General features: G+C 71.3%; 16 protein-coding genes. 7 read left to right on the top strand and 9 right to left on the bottom strand.

What is annotated here, in order from left to right; all coding sequences use genetic code 11:
* The first annotated feature begins 153 nt into the window (after window positions 1-153).
* On the top strand, window positions 154-891 hold the full coding sequence (locus AC5L3C_RS08490) for an AfsR/SARP family transcriptional regulator (RefSeq protein WP_185930964.1): 738 nt from the start codon (window positions 154-156) through the stop codon (window positions 889-891).
* Between the two features lie 87 nt (window positions 892-978).
* Here AC5L3C_RS08490 and AC5L3C_RS08485 read toward each other — a convergent pair whose 3' ends face one another.
* Genes AC5L3C_RS08485 through AC5L3C_RS08455 form a run of 7 tightly spaced genes read right to left on the bottom strand, consistent with a single transcriptional unit; the run spans window position 979 to window position 8,869 of the window.
* Window positions 979-2,478 (bottom strand): endonuclease/exonuclease/phosphatase family protein, encoded by a 1,500-nt coding sequence (locus tag AC5L3C_RS08485; RefSeq protein ID WP_493648138.1) that lies wholly within the window; start codon window positions 2,476-2,478, stop codon window positions 979-981.
* Window positions 2,475-3,479: a glycosyltransferase family 2 protein gene (locus tag AC5L3C_RS08480; protein WP_493648136.1), complete on the bottom strand. Its 1,005-nt coding sequence runs from the start codon at window positions 3,477-3,479 to the stop codon at window positions 2,475-2,477. Before AC5L3C_RS08480 ends, AC5L3C_RS08485 begins: the two co-directional genes overlap by 4 nt.
* A 49-nt stretch (window positions 3,480-3,528) precedes the next feature.
* Window positions 3,529-4,476, bottom strand: a complete 948-nt coding sequence (locus tag AC5L3C_RS08475) for a UbiA prenyltransferase family protein (RefSeq protein WP_493648134.1) — start codon at window positions 4,474-4,476, stop codon at window positions 3,529-3,531.
* A gap of 8 nt (window positions 4,477-4,484) precedes the next feature.
* Window positions 4,485-5,507 (bottom strand): NAD-dependent epimerase/dehydratase family protein, encoded by a 1,023-nt coding sequence (locus AC5L3C_RS08470; protein ID WP_493648132.1) that lies wholly within the window; start codon window positions 5,505-5,507, stop codon window positions 4,485-4,487.
* The gene (locus tag AC5L3C_RS08465; RefSeq protein ID WP_206302292.1) at window positions 5,501-6,901 is read right to left on the bottom strand and encodes an aspartate aminotransferase family protein; all 1,401 of its coding nucleotides are present in this window, start codon (window positions 6,899-6,901) and stop codon (window positions 5,501-5,503) included. The genes AC5L3C_RS08470 and AC5L3C_RS08465 overlap by 7 nt, the downstream gene beginning before the upstream one ends.
* Entirely contained in the window at window positions 6,888-7,871 is a 984-nt protein-coding gene (locus AC5L3C_RS08460) for a lysylphosphatidylglycerol synthase domain-containing protein (protein ID WP_493648129.1), read from the bottom strand. The genes AC5L3C_RS08465 and AC5L3C_RS08460 overlap by 14 nt, the downstream gene beginning before the upstream one ends.
* Window positions 7,868-8,869 (bottom strand): glycosyltransferase family 2 protein, encoded by a 1,002-nt coding sequence (locus tag AC5L3C_RS08455; protein WP_493648127.1) that lies wholly within the window; start codon window positions 8,867-8,869, stop codon window positions 7,868-7,870. The genes AC5L3C_RS08460 and AC5L3C_RS08455 overlap by 4 nt, the downstream gene beginning before the upstream one ends.
* Before the next feature lie 131 nt (window positions 8,870-9,000).
* Here AC5L3C_RS08455 and AC5L3C_RS08450 point away from each other — a divergent pair, with 131 nt between their 5' ends.
* Window positions 9,001-10,116 carry an endonuclease/exonuclease/phosphatase family protein gene (locus AC5L3C_RS08450; protein ID WP_493648125.1) on the top strand — a complete coding sequence of 372 codons (1,116 nt, stop codon included), beginning with the start codon at window positions 9,001-9,003 and terminating at the stop codon, window positions 10,114-10,116.
* A 101-nt stretch (window positions 10,117-10,217) separates the two neighbouring features.
* Here the strand turns inward: AC5L3C_RS08450 and AC5L3C_RS08445 are convergent, their stop codons facing one another.
* Together AC5L3C_RS08445 and AC5L3C_RS08440 are read right to left on the bottom strand one after the other, a co-directional pair.
* Window positions 10,218-11,156: an aldo/keto reductase gene (locus AC5L3C_RS08445; RefSeq protein ID WP_125503615.1), complete on the bottom strand. Its 939-nt coding sequence runs from the start codon at window positions 11,154-11,156 to the stop codon at window positions 10,218-10,220.
* 110 nt (window positions 11,157-11,266) lie between these two features.
* A complete protein-coding gene (locus AC5L3C_RS08440) occupies window positions 11,267-12,031 on the bottom strand; it encodes a GntR family transcriptional regulator (RefSeq protein ID WP_493648123.1) in 765 nt (254 codons plus the stop codon).
* 371 nt (window positions 12,032-12,402) lie between these two features.
* Here AC5L3C_RS08440 and AC5L3C_RS08435 point away from each other — a divergent pair, with 371 nt between their 5' ends.
* The 5 genes from AC5L3C_RS08435 to AC5L3C_RS08415 all read left to right on the top strand — a co-directional run bounded on the left by AC5L3C_RS08435 (window position 12,403) and on the right by AC5L3C_RS08415 (window position 17,745).
* Entirely contained in the window at window positions 12,403-13,677 is a 1,275-nt protein-coding gene (locus AC5L3C_RS08435) for an extracellular solute-binding protein (RefSeq protein WP_493648121.1), read from the top strand.
* Between the two features lie 72 nt (window positions 13,678-13,749).
* Window positions 13,750-14,751: a carbohydrate ABC transporter permease gene (locus AC5L3C_RS08430; RefSeq protein WP_164555589.1), complete on the top strand. Its 1,002-nt coding sequence runs from the start codon at window positions 13,750-13,752 to the stop codon at window positions 14,749-14,751.
* Window positions 14,748-15,578 carry a carbohydrate ABC transporter permease gene (locus AC5L3C_RS08425; RefSeq protein ID WP_125503612.1) on the top strand — a complete coding sequence of 277 codons (831 nt, stop codon included), beginning with the start codon at window positions 14,748-14,750 and terminating at the stop codon, window positions 15,576-15,578. The genes AC5L3C_RS08430 and AC5L3C_RS08425 overlap by 4 nt, the downstream gene beginning before the upstream one ends.
* Window positions 15,579-15,586: 8 nt before the next feature.
* Window positions 15,587-17,098: a glycoside hydrolase family 3 protein gene (locus tag AC5L3C_RS08420; RefSeq protein WP_493648119.1), complete on the top strand. Its 1,512-nt coding sequence runs from the start codon at window positions 15,587-15,589 to the stop codon at window positions 17,096-17,098.
* Between the two features lie 251 nt (window positions 17,099-17,349).
* Window positions 17,350-17,745: a cell division protein SepF gene (locus AC5L3C_RS08415; RefSeq protein WP_125503610.1), complete on the top strand. Its 396-nt coding sequence runs from the start codon at window positions 17,350-17,352 to the stop codon at window positions 17,743-17,745.
* Window positions 17,746-17,826 lie beyond the last annotated feature (81 nt).

Here is a 17,826-nt window from a genome sequence, read left to right as displayed (position 1 = left end):
ACACCAAGGTGGCTCAGGGTCATGCTCGAACAGCGCACCGTCACCCCTGCCCGACGTGTGGGGAATCAGACCGTGGCGCGGACCGGCGGGGCGCTTGCAAGGAAGCTAACGGGGGTTTCTGGCATGTTGGTCCACGTTCTCGGACCGTTACGAGTGGCCGTCGACGGTCACGATCTTCCGCTGGGAGGCAGACGCACGAAGACGGTCCTCGCGGTGCTGGCTCTGGAGGCGAACTGGGTGGTGCCCGTCGACGACCTCGTCGACGCCGTCTGGGGCGGCGCCCCACCGGCCAGCGCACGGACGCAGATCCGCATCTGCATCTCCGCGATGCGCCGCAGCTTCGCGGCCGCCGGCCTGGCGGACCTCATCGAGACCCATCCGCAGGGCTACCGGCTGCGTCTGGAGGAGTCCCAGCTGGACGCCTCCGTCTTCGACGCCCGGGTACGCCGGGCGCGCACCCTCACGGAGGCCGGTCTGCTCGAGGAGGCCGTCCACTGTCTGCGCCGGGCCCTGGCCCTGTGGAGCGGCCCCGCCCTCGCGGGGCTGTCCGGCGGGCCGGTGGAGTCCGGTGCGCGGCGCCTTCAGGAGGCGCGGCTGCGCGCCACGGAGGAACGCATCCGCCTCGACCTGGAACTCGGCCGCCACCGGGACCTGATCGGTGAGCTGATGCAGCTCACCGCGGAACACCCCTACCGCGAGCATCTCCACGCCCAGTTGATGCTCGCGCTGTACCGGTCGCAGCGCACCGCCGAGGCCCTGGAGGTGTACCGCGGCATCCGCTCGACGCTCGTCGAGGAGCTGGGGATCGAACCGGGACCCGAACTGGGGGAACTGGAACAGGCCATCCTGCTCGGCCTGGAGCGGGAGCGGCCCGTCCGCGGGGTCGCCTGACGGCGGCGCCGTGCGCCGGGGCGGACGGGTCTCCCGCGCCGCCCCGGCCGCACGCCGGACGTGAACGGTCAGGCCGGACGCGAACCGTCAGAGCGACACCCACAGGTCCTGCAACAGGTGCTCGGACAGACCCTCGCTGGACAGCAGGTCGTAGCGGTGCACACGGACGTCGTGACGGGTGAAGCTCCAGTCCACCCGCCACAGCGGCAGCGTCCGGTTGAACACGCTGTCCCACTCGAAGGCGGCCGGTGCGCCGTACCTCCAGCTCGTCGGGAACAGATCGTCGTTGGCGCGCAGCGCGTCGTCGGCCCGGTCGCGGATCCCGTCCATCTCCCGCATCGACGCCGTGGCGTTGAAGTCGCCGGAGATCAGCGTCGGGTGCGCGTTGCGGTCCAGGTCGTCCTCCAGGCCGCGTATTTCCTCCCTCCGCCAGTCGAACTTCCTGCGGAAGTAGGCGTCGTGGTCGAAGTCGGAGAACGGGTCCAGGTTGTCGACGGCCAGCGGCACGGTGACATGCACGTTGTAGACGCTGAGCACCTCGTCGCCGATCGCGAGATCCGTGCGCATCACCTTGTCCCGGTCGAAGACCCGCTTGAACGGGGTCTCCGGGCGGTCGTCGAACTCGATGGCGGGGCCGACCGGGGGACTGGCCACGATGGGGAACCGGGAGAGGGTGAGCAGTTCGCCGCGGCGGGCGATGTGGTAGCCCGGGAACTCCTCGCGCAGCCGGTCGTCGTCCCGCAGCTCGCTGTACCCCTCCTCCCCGAGGCCCGCCTTCCAGGCCACGTGCTCCTGGAGCAGATAGACGTCGGCCGGGTGCTTGTGCAGCAGCTCGTACACCTTGTCGACACCGGATTCCTGGCCCCAGTACTGCGTGTTCAGCGACACGACGTGCAAGGCGCCCGGCGGCACCGGCCCCGGGTCGCGCCACAGCGCCGGCCAGTTGATGCCGGAACCGGTGGTGAGCGCCAGCAGCAGCGCCGCCGAGGAGAGTCCGAGGGCCCACGGCCGGCGCCGGCCGCAGGCCGCGGCGCCCGCGAGGAGCAGCACCACCGGGACGAACACCAGCAGCAGCGGCGGGGCCGCGTCCAGCAGGATGGACCAGTGCCAGCGGCCGCTGACCAGCCACCGGACGACCGCGTACAGCAGCCACACCCCGGCGACCCCCACGAGCACGCGCCCGTACCACAGCCGCACCACCCGGGCCACCCGCCGGGCGCGTCCCGGTGCGGCCGTGTCCGGGTCCTCCGTGACCGGTTCGGACGGGCGGCCCGTCCAGGGGCGGAGCTTGCGGGCCGTCCGGCGGGCGCGTTCCGGTGCGGTTGTGTCGGGGTTCCCTGTGGCGGGTTCGGATGGGCGGCGGGTCCAGGGGCGGAGCTTGCGGGCCGTCCGGCGGGCGCGTTCCGGTGCGGTTGTGTCGGGGTTCCCTGTGGCGGGTTCGGATGGGCGGCGGGTCCAGGGGCGGAGCTTGCGGGCCGTCCGGCGGGCGCGTTCCGGTGCGGGCGCGGCCGGATCCCCCGCGGCCGGGCCGGATTCCGTCCGCTCCTCTTCCGTCCGCTCCTCGGCGGCCGGTGACTCGGTCGTCATACGGACGCCTCCACGCGGTACATCCGCCGGAACCTGCCGCTGAGGGCCCACTGGACCAGCCCCACGGCCAGCCCGGCCACCACCGCCGTGTTCATCAGGACATGGCAGCCGGTGAAGAACACCAGGAACGCCGGGCCGCGTTCCCGGGCGACGAAGACGTACTGGCCCCAGTCGGCGACGACACACCCGGTCAGCGCGAGCACCGGCACCAGCAGGGCGGCCGGCCACATCAGGGCGGCCGGCAGTGTGATCAGGGCGAGGGCCGCCAGCACGGAGGCGACCGCCCGGCCGCCGGTCTCCATGCCCTGCATCGCCCGGCCCCGGTCCAGATAGAACGGCACCCGCAGCCGGCTGCGGACGAACGCCTTGCGCAGCAGCGGCCGCATCCGGCTCTCGTCCGACAGCCGTCCCCGGATCCGCGAGGTGAGCAGCATCGGGGCGCGGGCGGCGAGCCGTTCCGCGTGGTCGATCTCCTCGGTCTGCCGCAGCGCGGAGTTGAACCAGCCGGCCTCGAGGAAGGCGGAGCGGCGCACCGCGCCCAGCGCGTAGAAGCCGCCGCTCACCAGGCCCTCGGCGCTCTTGCGCCAGTAGTGGTACTGAAGGATCCGGTAGTCGCACACCGGCCCCTCGTCGAACAGCGGCTCCTTGTCCGGTATGCCGAAGACGGCACCGTACTCCGGGTGCTCCTCGAAGAGCTCCACCGCGCGCGCCACCGCCTCGGGATGCATGGTCACATCGGCGTCCAGGAAGAACACGATCTCTCCCCGGGAGTGGCCGAAGCCCAGGTTGCGGGTGGCGCCGGGGCCGCCGTTGCGCTCGGCGCGCACCAGGGTGACCGGGTGCCGGGCGGCCAGTTCGGCGGAGTCGTCGGTGCTCGCGTCGTCGACGACGATCACTTCCAGGTTCTCGTAGGTCTGCTCCCGTACGGAGCGCAGGCAGAGGTCGACGGTGCGGCGGTCGTTGTACATGGGGACGACCACCGACACGAGAGGTGCGGTCATGCGGGTCCTTCGGGTCCTCGGTCGGAACAAGGGGTGAGCGGCGGTCCGGTCAGACGAGCTGGACCGCCAGGAGCAGGGCGGCCCACACGGACGAGTTGCTGAGCATCACGGGGTCCCGCAGCAGGGTCCGCACCGGACTGCCCCCTTCGCTCTTCACGACCACGATCTGCAGATAGCGGAAGAGCGCGAACAGCGCGCAGGGCGCGGTGAGCAGGGCCGCGGGCGCGTAGCCGGACTCCGTGCGCAGGTAGAGCAGATAGCTCACCATGGTGAGTCCCGAGCACATCACCAGCACCAGGTCCAGGAAGTGCGCGGAGTACCCCGCAAGCGCGGGCCGGTGCCCGGTGCCGGAGACCCCCAGCTCGTGGCGGCGCTTGCCCAGGATCAGCAGCAGGCACAGGGTCAGCACGGTGAGCACCAGCCAGCCCGCGACGGGATGGCCGCTCGCCTCGTACCCGCCCAGCAGCCGCAGCACGAACCCGGTGGCCACGATGAACACGTCCAGCAGGTGCAGATGCTTCAACCGCCAGCTGTAGGCGGCGTTGACCGTCAGGAAGAGCAGGACCGCCCCGGCCGCGCCCGCGTCGAGCAGCGCGAGCAGCGGCACCAGCGCCGCCGCCAGGAGGCCCGCGAAGGCCATGGCGGCCGGCCGCCGCACCTGCCCGGACGCCAGCGGCCGGTGCCGTTTCACCGGGTGCCGCCGGTCGCGCTCCACGTCCGCGATGTCGTTGACCACGTACACCAGCGAGGAGGCCAGCACGAAGGCCGCGGTGGCCGTGGCGACCTGCCCGGCGGTGCCCCAGCTCCACGGGGCCCCGAGCAGCGGCAGGGGCACCACCAGGAAGTTCTTCGGCCACTGGCCGGGGCGGGTGAGGGCGAGCAGCCCGGCCGCCGCGCCCCGCGCCGGCCCTGCTCCCCCGGGTCCGCGCCCGTCCGGACCGTCGCCCGTGTCCCCGGCGGCCGGGGCGGGCGTCGTCTGTGCGTCGACGTAGGTCATGGCCCTCCTCAGAAGAAGACCCGGGCCGCGGACAGCAGGCCCTGGCGCCATGGATCCCGGCTGGTGCGGCCGGTCGCGCCGCCGGTCGGGGCCTCGTGACGGACGGTGCGCCACCACTCGTAGGTGAGCAGCACGGCTTCCTGGTTGGAGTACTTGGGCGTGAACCCCAGCCGACGGGACGCCTTGTCGATGCTGACGTAGGAGTCGTCCATCAGCTTGTGCAGCAGCCGTCCGTACACCGGTGACAGCCTGGCCTTCTCCAGGGCGGCGAGGACGCCGAGCGCCGGGCGGGCGGGCAGTCCGACGACGCGTTTGCCGTGCCCGGCGGCGTCCAGGACGGCCTGGAAGTCCTCGCGCAGGGTGCCGAACTCGGCGGCGGCCAGGTTGTAGGTGTCGTTGGCGACGTCCTCTTCGGCGGTGAGCACGGTGACGACCGCGTCGATCAGATCGTCGATGGCGAACATCTGTATCCGCACGTCGCCCTTGCCCAGGACCGGGAAGTTGCGCCCCTCCTCGGCCCATTCAAAGAGCATGGAGAACAGCCCCATGCGGCCGGGGCCCACAAAGGTCTTGGGCCGCAGGATCGGCACGCACATGCCGTCCCCGCGGTAGCGCTCGGCGACCTCCTCGGCGGCCGCCTTGGCCCGGCTGTAGGTGTCCACGGGCTCGCGCGGATACCCCTCCGTCGTCGGCACCACCTTCGGCAGCCCGTACACGGCGGTGGAGGAGACGTGCACGACCCGGGGCGTGCCGGCCGCCCGCGCCGCCGCGAACACGTTCTTGGTGCCGCCGACGATGATCGACCGTATCTGCTCGTCCGGATAGCTGGGCAGCGCGGCCGCCGCGTGCACCAGGACGTCCGCGCCCGTCAGGGCGCGTCGCATCAGGTCGCGGTCACGGATGTCCCCGACGAACTCCACGTCCGGGCCGGGGCGCAGATCCACTCCGCGCACCTCCCAGCCGTCGGCGCGCAGACGTTCGGCCAGCCGGCCGCCGAGCATGCCGGCCGCGCCGGTGATGGTGATCACCACTGCGAGCTCACCTTCTGCTTGACGAAACGGGCGACGAGCCGCCCAAGGCCCTGCTCCAGCACCGCGCCGAGCGCGTCCACCGCGCGTTCCGCCTCGTCCGGCTCGGTGACCAGCGACGGCCCGAGGATCAGCGGATTGCGTCCGTTGAGGGTGTAGTAGGCGAAGATGTCGTGGTCCTCGTAGAGGGCGTTGATCACCGCGCAGGTCACCAGCTTGGTCTTGAACTGCGGGTCCCTGGCCATGCCCCCGGGCGCCAGCTTCGCCACCAGGTCGAGCACCTTGGGGCCGCCGTCGATGAAGACGCCCCACAGGGCGCCGGCGCCCGCGACGGAGCCGATCGCGTCGGGGTGCTCCTTGGCGAGCCGGGCCAGCCCCGGCTCCAGCACGGCCTCCAGGGCGCGGGCCCGCGCCGGATAGTCGTCCTCCACCGCGATGTTGACCGCCTCCAGCGCGGTGGCGCACTCCTCGCCGAAGCCGTAGTACGTGGTGGAGGTCGAGTTGAGCAGCGAGTCGCCCAGGTTGTCGTACGCCCTGCGGAAGACGGGCTCCCGGGCGACATAGGCGGAGATCGAGGACTTGCCGCCGCCGAACGACTTGGACGTGGTGACCACGTCCGGCAGCAGCCCCGGATACCGCATGAAGTGGAACATGCTGCCCGTCTTGCCCCAGCCCGTGTAGATCTCGTCGAAGATCAGCACGATGTCGTGCCGCGTGCACAACTCGCGCAGCCCGCGCAGGAAGTGCTCCGAGCACCACTGCACGGTGGAGGCGCTGAACGGCTCGATGAGGATCGCGTAGACGTCCCGCGGGTGCCGGCCGATCGCCTCGCGCACCGAGTCCAGATCGCCGTACCGGAAGGTGTCGATGCCGGGGATGGTCGGGAACGAGAACTGGTTCTGGCCGGTCAGCCCGCCCGAGCCGAGCAGCTTGCCGTGGAAGGCGCAGTCCGCGCGGAGCACGGTGTGCCGCTTGCCGTTGTGGTACTTGTACGCGAGCTTGACCGCGCCCTCGACCGCCTCGGCGCCCGAGTTGGGCAGGAACGACATGTTCAGGTCGCCGGGCAGCACCTCGGCCAGGTTGTGGCCGAGCGCCGCCAGATAGGGGGAGAAGTACGTCTTGTGGACCTCCATCCGCCGGTCACGGGCGAACCGTTCCCGGACGGCGAGGACCCGCGGATGGTTGTGGCCGTGGTTGAGGACGCCGACCCCGCCGGTCATGTCGAGGACCCGGCGGCCGTCCTTGAGCGTGAGGTAGGCGCCCTCGGCGTGGTCGACCAGTTCACGGCCGAAGCCGAAGGAGGTCATGAGGGAGACCTGGCTCTTGTTCACATACTGCCGGTAGAGGTCGTGCACCTCGCCGACCTCGAGTCGTTCGGCGTCGTCAAGGGTGTACACGGGTTTCTCCCATCGGAGTGACGGAGTGCGGGCTCGCGGGCCGCGCCGTTGCGGGCCGCGCGGTGAGGGGAAGGTCGGGGGCGCCCCGGAACCGGGACCAGGCGAGGACGACGGCCGAACTGCCCAGCTCGGCCACGACACAGACGAGCCGGCTGGCCAGGGCGGCGGTCACCGCGACCCCGCCGGGCAGTACGGCGGACAGCGCCGCGGTGATGGTGAGTTCCCGTACCCCCCACCCGTCCGGCACGATCAGGGCCAGGCTGCTGACCACCGTGGCCAGGGCGAACGCCCCGACCGCCGGGCCGGTGCTGCGCCACACCGGTGCGTCGAGGGCGAGGACCACGAACCACAGGTGGGCGCCGGAGACCAGCCAGGCGGCGACGGCCAGCAGCATCGCCCGCCGCACCGCCCGGTCGTCCGGCGCGAGCACCGGCCGGCGGAGCCTGTCGGCCAGCGCGGTCAGCGGCCGGGTCGCCAGTGCGGGCCGCACCACACAGGCGGCGAGGGCCAGGGCCGGCAGCAGCATCCACGGCCAGCTGCCGGGCATCGCGGCGGGCGCCGCGAGCAGGGCGACCCCGGTCCCGGTCAGCAGGGTCAGCGCCAGGCTCAGGACGTAGGCGGAGGTCATCTGCGCGCCGGGCACCCCGGCCGCGCGGCCGTGCGCGACATGGGTGAGCACGCCCCAGACCCGCCCGGGGATGTACTTGCTGAGCTGGCCCAGGAAGTAGATCCGCGCCGCGTACAGGCCCCGCACGGCGTGGTCACCGGGGATGAGCACCCGCCAGGCGTGCACGGCGAGCACCAGCCCGGCGACATTGGTGACCACCGCGGCGGCCAGCAGCGGTGCCGCCTCCGGCCGGGCCAGGGCCCGTACCGCCTCGGGGCCGTCCTCGCGCAGCGCGAGGAAGACGAAGACGAGGGCGGTCAGCACGACGGCCGGAGTGAGCAGCGTGCGCAGCCCGCGCTTCACCGGCTCGGCTCCCGGCGCACGGCGACGGAGCCGCGGCCGGCGCTCCGGCCGCCCGGCGCCCGCAGGGCACCGAGCGCGGCCCCGCTCAACAGGGCGGCGTGCGTGGCGAGATGCACCGCGGTGAAGAACGGCACGAACCCCACGCCCCGGTGCCGTGCGGCGAACCGCAGCAGTCCCGCGTTGGCGGCGCAGAAGGCGGCCAGACCCGCCACCGGCGCCGGGGGCCACAGGAAGGCCAGCGGCAGGCTCAGGAAGAACAGGGCGGCGGCGGCGACCGACGCGGGGCTGTTCGCGGTCAGGTTCCGGCGTCCGCCGCGCCGTGCCGAGCGCAGCGCGGGGACCAGCAGCAGCGCGCGCCGGAACGTCTCGGCGAGCAGGGTGCCCAGTTCGTGTTCCTCGTCGTGGCGGGCCACGATCCGGTCGGTGAGCACGATCCGGAAGTGCGGCGCCAGCCGGTCGCTGAACTCCAGGTCCTCGGAGTCGCGCAGCCGCTCGTCGAACCCGCCCACGACGTCGAACACCCGGCGCTTCACGGCGGCCTGGGCGAAGAACGCGGTCTCCACCTCGCCCACCCCGCGCGCCCGCCACCAGTGGGCGTGCAGCACCTTGTACCGCTCGACCGGCCCGTCGTCGAACAGCGGGTCCGGCGCGATCACGCCGTGGACGCACCCGCGGTCCGGGTCCGCCTCCAGGAGGTCCACGGCGTTCGCCACCGAGTCGGGGGTGAGCGCCTCGTCGGAGTCGAGGAAGAACAGGATGTCGCCGCCGGCGGCGGCGATGCCGGCGTTGCGGGCCGCCGAGACACCGCGGTTGGGCTCCAGCCGGATCAGCGTGCACGGAAAGCCCCGGGCGATGTCGCCCGTCCGGTCGGTGCTGCCGTCGTCCACGACGATCACCTCGTGGATCGGGCAGCTCTGGGCGTAGACGGACTCCAGGCAGGCGGCGAGGGTACGGGAGGCGTTGTGAGCAGGGATGACAACCGATATGGAAGGCGGCATGCGGGTAGTGTCGGTCGCGCTGCGTATCGGACCGTTATCGGTTCTGTATCGTCGTCCGGCCCCCGGGACCGCCTGCTAGGGTGCGGCCGCGTGACCGCCGAAGATCCATACGATCATCCGTCCGAGGACATATGACGGCCACCGCCGACCCCCTCGCCTCCCCCTCCTCCGCCCCGCCGCGTACCGGCCTGCGGCGGGCCGCCGCCGTCGCGCCGGTCTGTCTCACCGCGCTGTGGACGCTGTACTCGGTGCTCAACTACGCGCTGAGCGGCCGCTGGTGGCTGTGGCTGGTGTTCGACCTGGTGCCGCCGGTCTGTTTCCTGGCCGTGCCGACGGTGCTCCTGGTACTCACCCGGTGGGCGAGCCCGCGCCGGATACGCCGGCCGCTGGCGGCCGTGCTCGTGCTGGTGCTGCTGACCGGACTCGGCCGGGCCGGCGTCAACTGGGCCGCCCTGACGCCCGGCGGGCGGCCCGGCCCCGCGCCCGCGGACGCGCTGACGGTCGTGTCGTGGAACACCCTGTACTGGGACACCACGGACGACCCCGACGCGTTCTACCGCTATCTCAAGGCCCAGCGGGCCGACGTCTACCTGTTGCAGGAGTACCTCGCCTGGGACGACGGCCGGCCCGTTCCGCTCGACGAACTGGACCGCGTGCGCGAGGAGTTCCCCGGGTACCACGTGGCGGTTGTGGGGGAGCAGCTGACCCTGTCGCGCTTCCCCGTGGTCTCCCGCCCGCCGGTCGGCCAGGGCAGGGAAATCGGCCCCGGAACGCCCTGGCGGGAGACGTTCGAGCGGGGGAAGGTGCTGCGCACCGATGTGGACGTGCGGGGCGAGGTGGTCTCGTTCTACAACGTCCACATACCCGTCCAGCTCGACATCGAGCGCAGCGTGCTGAGCGGCGGCTTCTACCGTGAGATCCGGGCCCGCGACGCCGAACGCCGCGACCATTACGCGCAGTTGGTGAAGGATGTACGGGACAACCCGCACCCGGTGTTCGTCGCGGGGGACTTCAACACCACTCCGGCCATGCGCGACCTGGACGGCCTGCGGGGCACACTCCGTGACGCCCTGCCCGCCTCCGGAACCGTGCTGCCCGGTACCTGGAACGCCGAGGGCCTGGGACTGTGGCGGCTGGACTGGGCGTTCACCGACGACGGGCTGCGGGTGCACCGCTACGCCTTCGAGGACCCACGGGGGCTCTCCGACCACCAGGCTCAGCGGCTGGTGGTCTCGCTCGCCCGCTGAGCCGGGCGGGGCGGGTCCGGGAGAGCGGCATCCCGGACCCGCCGACGGCGGCGGCCGTCAGCGCCGGCGGTCCGCGGTCACCGGCCCGCCCGGTCCAGCGGTCACCGGCCCGCCCGGTCCAGACGTCCGCGCTGGTCGTCGTTGAGCACCAGGTCGAGAGCTCCCATGGCCTCCTCGATCTGGGCGACCCGGCTGACGCCGACGATCGGCAGGATCGCCGGGTCGTGGTCAAGCAGCCAGGCGAGCACCACCTGGTTCACCGTCGCGCCCAGCTCGTCGGCGACCTCGCGCAGGGCGGCCATCCGGGGTTCGGTGCCGGGGTGGTCGTACGCCGCCGGGATCTCCACGTCCTGTCGGGTGTAGCCGCCCGACAGCAGCGGGCTGTAGGCCCACAGCCGCAGCTCCGGCTCGCTGCGCACGTAGTCGAGCAGGTCGCCGGTGACATGGACGTGGGCCGACGACGGCAGCGGCTGGTCGAAGCGGGGCTGGAGGTAGGAGTACCGGTACTGCAGGTGGGTGCAGCGGGGCCGGTCACCGGCCAGGGCTCTGGCCCGCTCGACGCGCCAGAGCGCGTGGTTGCTCACCCCGAGCTCGCCGGTCCTGCCCTCGTCGACGAGGCCGGCGAGGGCGTGCACGGTTTCGGACAGGGGGACGGAGCGGTCCTCGATATGGGCCCAGAACACATCGACGTGGTCGGTGCCCAGGCGGCGCAGGCTGCCCTCGAGCGCCGCCCGGATCGCCTTCTCCGAGAGCCCCTCGGCGGACTCGAGGCCGCCGCCGGGGACGGAGGGCCGGGCCCCGGCCTTGGTGCCGATGGTGACCCGGTCGCGTGCGCCCCGGTCCGCGAGCCACGCGCCGATGACGAGTTCGCTCTCGTCGCCGGTGCCGCCGTCGACCCAGAACGCGTAGTTGTTGGCCGTGTCGAGGACGGTGCCGCCCAGTTCGGTGAAGCGGTCCAGGATCCTGAACGACGTCTCCTGGTCGGTGCTCGTCCCGAAGCCCAGCGTGCCGAGGACGATGGTGCGTTGCCGAATGGCCATGTGGTGGGTCCTTGGAATGGGAAGCCAAATGGTCCCTCCCGTGTATACCCGCCTTTCCGTGAAAGGTATAGGCCAATCATGGCCAGCGGTGTCTCGGACGTCACGGAGTGTCAGGCCGGTGGACGCTTCAGGGTGGCCGTGAACTTGTAGCGCGAACCGCGGTAGACCGAGCGGACCCACTCCACCGGGGTGCCCGACTCGTCCCGCGAGTGGCGGGAGAGCAGCAGCATGGGCAGTCCCACGTCCGTGGCGAGCAGGCCCGCCTCCCGCGGGGTCGCGGGGGAGGTCTCGATGGTCTCGTCGGCCTCCGCCGGCCGCACGCCGTACACCTCCGCGAGCGTGGTGTAGAGCGAGGTGTAGCGGCTGAGGTTGCGGCGCAGCTGGGGGAAGCGCCGGTCGGGCAGGTGGGTCGCCTCGATCGCCATGGGCTCCCCGCCGGCCAGCCGCAGCCGCTCGATGCGCAGCACCCTGTCCCCCGGCTCGACGTCCAGCAGCACCGCCAGCTCGGCGTCGGCGGCGATGTACCCGATGTCCAGCACCTGGGAGGCGGGGCTGAGCCCCTGCGCCCGCATGTCCTCGGTGTACGAGGTCAGCTGGAGCGTCCGGTAGACCTTCGGGCGGGCGACGAACGTGCCCTTGCCCTGGATGCGGTCGAGCCGCCCCTCGCCCACCAGCTCCTGCAGGGCCTTGCGGATCGTGGTCCGGGAGGTGCGGAACTCGACGGCGAGCAGACGCTCGGCGGGCATCGGGGAGCCCGGCGCCCGCTCGTCGGTCATGTGCAGTAACCGCTGCTTGATGCGGTAGTACTTAGGAACGCGTCCGATACGGCGCGGCACCCCCGTGTCGGCCTGGGCGTTGTTGACGTCCGTGCTCATGACCTGCCTTCCGGCTGCGATGTCCGGCGCGCGGACGGCAGGAGCCGACCGCGGTGCACGTCGGCGGACGGCCGGGATCGGCGCCGCACGCTCGGCGAACCCGTTATAACGTTGAGTTCTCGCTTTGGTCTAGTCCAACGGTCAACCCATCCCTGTTTGAGGGGAGTTGCCCGGCGGGGCAACGGTGTCCGACCCGTTATCCAGGCGTGAGTCCACGGCCCTTGACAGAGCCATAGGTCTAGGCCAAGCTCCCCTTGCTGGTCTAAACCATTTAGAGGAAGCCGGTTCCCAGCCCACCGAGCTGTTGCGCCGCTGTGGGGGTCACCGCCGAGGGCGTGGGTGTGCAAGGCATTCCTGAGGAGGGGTGGCGCGTGAAGCGCAAGCTGATAGCCGCGATCGGGGTCGCGGGCATGTTGTTCTCCGTCGCTGCGTGCGGCGACGACGGTGACAGCGGCAAGGACGCGGGGCCGGAGAGCTTCAAGGGGCAGACCCTCGTGGTCTGGACGATGGACGGTTCCGCGCCGGCCGACTGGACCAAGGATGTACAGGCCGCCTTCGAGAAGAAGACCGGCGCCAAGGTCAAGTTCGAGACCCAGCAGTGGGACGGCATCCAGCAGAAGGTCACCACGGCCCTCTCCGAGAGCAACCCGCCGGACGTCATCGAGATCGGCAACACCCAGACCCCGGCCTACGCGGCCACCGGGGGCCTCGCCGAGCTCGAGGACCTGAAGAAGGAGATCGGCTCGGAGTGGACGGACTCCGTCAACGAGTCCTCCATCTTCGAGGGCAAGCAGTACGCCGCCCCCTGGTACTTCGCCAACCGCGTCGTCATCTACAACAAGAAGATCTGGGCCGAGGCCGGGATCAAGGACACCCCCAAGACGCGCGACGAGTTCTTCGAGGACCTCGAGGCCATCGACAAGAAGACCGACGCCGAGCCGATCTACATGGCCGGCCAGAACTGGTACTTCTTCGACGGCCTGATCATCGGCCAGGGCGCCGACCTGGTGAAGAAGGACGGCGACAAGTACGTCTCCAACCTCTCCGACCCCAAGGTCACCGCGGCCATGGAGATCTACAAGAAGTACGCCTCCTTCTCCAGCGCCCCCAAGGACAAGGACGAGGCCAACCCGCAGCAGGCCGACGTCTTCTCCAAGGGCAAGACCGGCGCCTTCATCGGCATGGGCTGGGAGGCCGCGACCGCGATCGAGGCCAACCCCGCGATCGAGAAGGACCTCGGCTACTTCACCATCCCCGGTGAGACGGCCGACAAGCCCGAGGGTGTCTTCCTCGGCGGTTCCAACCTGGCCGTCGCGGCGGGCAGCGAGAGGCAGGAACTGGCCAAGGAGTTCCTGAAGGTCGTCCTGTCCGACGAGTTCGAGGGTGCCCTGGCCAAGGCCAACGGCGTCATCCCGAACAAGAAGTCGCTGGAGTCCAGCCTCGAGGGCAACGCGGTCGCCGAGGCCGCCGCCCCGGCCGCCGCGGTGGGCGGCACCACCCCGCTGATCCCGCAGTGGGCCGCGGTGGAGAACACGCCCAACCCGATCAAGGCGTACATGACCGCCGTGCTCAAGGGCAAGTCTCCGGCCGACGCCGCCAAGGACGTCGAGTCGGAGATCAACAAGCGCCTCGCACAGGAGAACTGACGACAACGTGCCGGGGGCGCCGCACGGCGCCCCCGGCCGTTGCTCGTACGGCCACGGAAGAGACGGCAAGTCATGCCAGTGCAGACCCAAGGCACGGACACGGCCGGGGAGCCCGATGTCCACAAGGCCGAGGCCCGGCCGGGCCCGCGTGAGACGAAACGCGGATCCCGGGCCTCACGCGGCCGCAGCGCCGCCGCTGCCCCCTATCTGCTCCTGCTGCCCGCACTCCTCGCCACGCTGACCCTGCTCGGCTGGCCCCTGGTGAAGAACGGCATGCTGTCGTTCCAGAACCTCAACGCGCGGCAGCTCATCCAGCATCTGACCGAATGGAACGGCTTCGACAACTACCAGGAAGCCCTGGGCAGTTCGGAGTTCTGGTCGGTCGTCCAGCGCACGGTCTACTTCACCACGGCCAACGTGGTGCTGATCATGCTGCTGGGCACCCTCGTCGGCCTGCTGCTCGCGCGGCTGGGCAAGAGGATGCGGCTGCTGCTCATGCTGGGCCTGGTCCTGGCCTGGGCGATGCCCATCATCGCCGCCACCACCGTCTACCAGTGGCTGTTCGCCCAGCGCTACGGCGTCGTCAACTGGGTGCTGGACAAGGCCGGCTGGCACTCCATGGCGGACTACAACTGGCTCGGCACCCAGTTCTCCACGTTCTCCGTGGTCACCATGCTGATCGTCTGGCAGTCGGTGCCGTTCGTGGCGATCAACCTGTACGCCGCCACCACCACCATTCCCAAGGAACTGTACGAGGCCGCCTCCCTGGACGGCGCCGGCCCCTGGAAGAGCTTCACCTCGGTCACCTTCCCGTTCCTGCGGCCCTTCCTGTACGCGACGACCTTCCTCGAGGTCATCTGGGTCTTCAAGGCGTTCCCGCAGATCTTCGCCATCAACGAGGGCGGGCCGGACCGGCTCACCGAGACCCTGCCGATCTACGCCTTCGTCGAGGGCGTGGGCAACCAGCACTTCGGCATGGGCGCCGCCATCTCGTTCCTCACCATCCTGGTGCTGATCGTCATCACCTCGTACTACCTGCGCGCGGTGATCAAGCAAGAGGAGGACGAGCTGTGAAGCGCTCACTCTTCGGCCGCATCTGGCCCAACACGACCGCCGTCCTGCTCTTCGTGGTGTTCGCCTTCCCCGTCTACTGGATGTTCGCCACGGCCTTCAAACCGCGCGGCGACATCATCACCGAGACCCCCGTGTGGTTCCCGACGGACGTCACCCTCACCCACTTCGACAAGGCCGTCCACGCCGACCACTTCTGGACACTGGTCCGCAACTCGGTCACCGTCACCGTCGTCGCGGTGCTGCTGTCGCTGGTCATCGCCCTGCTCGCGTCGTTCGCCCTGGCCCGGATGCGGTTCAAGGGACGGCGCGGCTTCATCGTGACCTTCATGCTGGCGCAGATGGCGCCCTGGGAGGTCATGGTCATCGCCATCTACATGCTGGTGCGCGACAGCGACATGCTCGACAGCCTGGTGCCGCTCACCGCCTTCTACATGATGATGGTGCTGCCCCTCACCCTGCTGACGCTCCGCGGCTATGTGGCCGCCGTGCCGAAGGAACTGGAGGAATCGGCGATGGTCGACGGCTGCACCCGCACCCAGGCCTTCGTCAAGGTGATCTTCCCGCTGCTGGCACCCGGGCTCATGGCCACCTCGCTCTTCGGCTTCATCACCGCCTGGAACGAATTCCCCCTCGTCCTCATCCTGAACAAGGGCATCGAGCACCAGACCCTGCCGCTGTGGCTCTCGCAGTTCCGCACCGCCTTCGGCGACGACTGGGGGGCCACGATGGCCGCGTCCTCCCTCTTCGCGCTTCCCATTCTGATCCTCTTCATCTTCCTGCAGCGCAAGGCCGTCAGCGGCCTGACCGACGGCGCCGTGAAGGGATAACGCCCCTGATGACGACATTCACCACCGGCACCGACACCCTCACCCGGGACGCGCTGGCCGTGCTCCAGCCCGGCTTCGCCGGGACCACCGCGCCCGACTGGGTGCGCCGCCGGCTCGGCGAAGGGCTCGCCTCCGTCGCGCTCTTCGGCCGCAACGTCACCACGGCCGAGCAGGTCACCGCCCTCACCGCGCAGCTGCGGGCCGAGCGGGACGACCTGCTGGTGGCCATCGACGAGGAGAGCGGCGACGTCACCCGTCTGGAGGTCCGCACGGGCTCCTCCTTCCCCGGCAACCACGCACTCGGCGCGGTCGACGACACCGACCTGACCCGGGGCGTCGCCCGCGAACTGGGCCGACGGCTCGCCGAGTGCGGGGTCAACTTCAACTGGGCACCGTCCGCCGACGTCAACGCCAACCCCGACAACCCGGTGATCGGCGTCCGCTCCTTCGGCCGGGACACCGCGCTGGTGGCCCGGCACACCGCCGCCTACGTCCAGGGCCTGCAGTCCACCGGGGTCGCCGCCTGCACCAAGCACTTCCCCGGCCACGGCGACACCAGCGTCGACTCGCACCACGCGATCCCGCACATCGACCTGGACGCCACCACGCTGCACGAGCGTGAACTCCAGCCGTTCCGGGCGGCGATCGCGGCCGGCACCCGCGCCGTGATGAGCGCCCACATCCGCGTGCCGGTCCTCGACCCGGACCGCCCGGCCACGCTCTCCCGGCGCATCCTCACCGAGCTGCTGCGCGGCGAACTCGGCTACGAGGGCCTGATCGTCACCGACGGCATGGAGATGCGGGCCGTCTCCGCCACCTACGGTCTGGAACAGGGCGTCGTGCTGGCCATCGCCGCCGGCGCCGACGCGATCTGCGTGGGCGGCGGACTGTGCGACGAGGACACGGTGCTGAGCCTGCGGAACGCGCTCGTGTCCGCCGTACGCTCCGGCGAACTGCCCGAGGAACGGCTCGCCGACGCCGCGGGCCGGGTGCGCGAGCTGGCCCGGTGGACCGCGGAGGTACGGCGCTCCCCGGACGCGGCCGTCGCCGCCGAGCCGGAGATCGGCCTCACGGCGGCCCGCCGCGCGGTGACCGTCACCCGGGGCCCCGCCCCCGCGCCGGTCACCGGGCCGGTGTACGTGGCGACCTTCAACCCGGCGCCGAACATCGCCGTGGGCGACGAGACCCCGTGGGGTGTCGGCGCGGAGCTGGAGCGGCTGCTGCCGGGCACCTCCACGGGCAGCTTCACCGGCGCCGGGGCCGGTGACGAGGCGCTGAAGGCCGCGGCCGGCCGGCGGGTCGTCGCCGTGGTCCGCGACGAGCACCGGCACCCGTGGATGCGCACGGCGCTGGACACGCTGCTCGCCGCGGACCCGGACACCGTGGTGGTGGAGATGGGCGTGCCCCAGTCACCGCCGCGCGGCGCGCTGCACATCGCCACGCACGGCGCGGCACGCGTCTGCGGTGTGGCGGCGGCGGAGGCGGTGGCCGGGTCCGGCTTGGCCGAAGCTCAGGGGTAGCCCCAGCCCCGCCTTTCGGCCTTCGGGCCTCGTCCTCAAACGCCGGAGGGGCTGAAATTCAGCCCCTCCGGCGTTTGAGGAGCGGGCGTCCGGGGGCAGCGCCCCCGGGTCGGGACGGGAAGGGGCGGCGGGGGCGAAGAACGTGGGTCACCAGCGGCAGCGCTGTGGCGGAGCGTGTCGTGTTGGGCCGAACGGGTGACCATGCGTCAGAATCGACTGATGCACACTGCCAGCACGACAGGGGACGGAGCATGCCGGTGAACAGCCACGATGTCACCGACGAACAGTGGGAGGGGCTCGCCCAGGTCGTCCCGCTGCGGGGCCGCGACGCGTGGCCCTCCGCCGTGGACCACCGTGCCCGGCCCGACGCGGAGACGGAGGCACGGCGCCGCTTCGTCGTCCTGCGGGTGAACGTCTTCGCGGACGCCCGCGACGTCGCCGAGACCCTGATGTCCGGCATACCCGTGCTGCTGGACCTGACGGGCGCGGAGGCCGACGTCGCCAAACGCGTCCTGGACTTCAGCACGGGCGTCGTCTTCGGCCTGGCCAGCGGGATGCACCGGGTCGACCGCAACGTCTTCCTGCTGACCCCGTCCGGCACGGAGGTCACGGGGCTGATGGAGGGGATGGGGATAACAGGGACGTGAGCGCGGGGGCGCACGCGGTCCACGGGGCGCGAGCGGCGGTCCGGCCCGCGCCGCCCGATCGTAGGAAGGCCGCCCGAGCGG

It is taken from the genome of Streptomyces speibonae (assembly GCF_984686075.1).
Note: the sequence above shows the minus strand (reverse complement) of the source record. Positions and strands in the feature narration are given on the sequence as shown.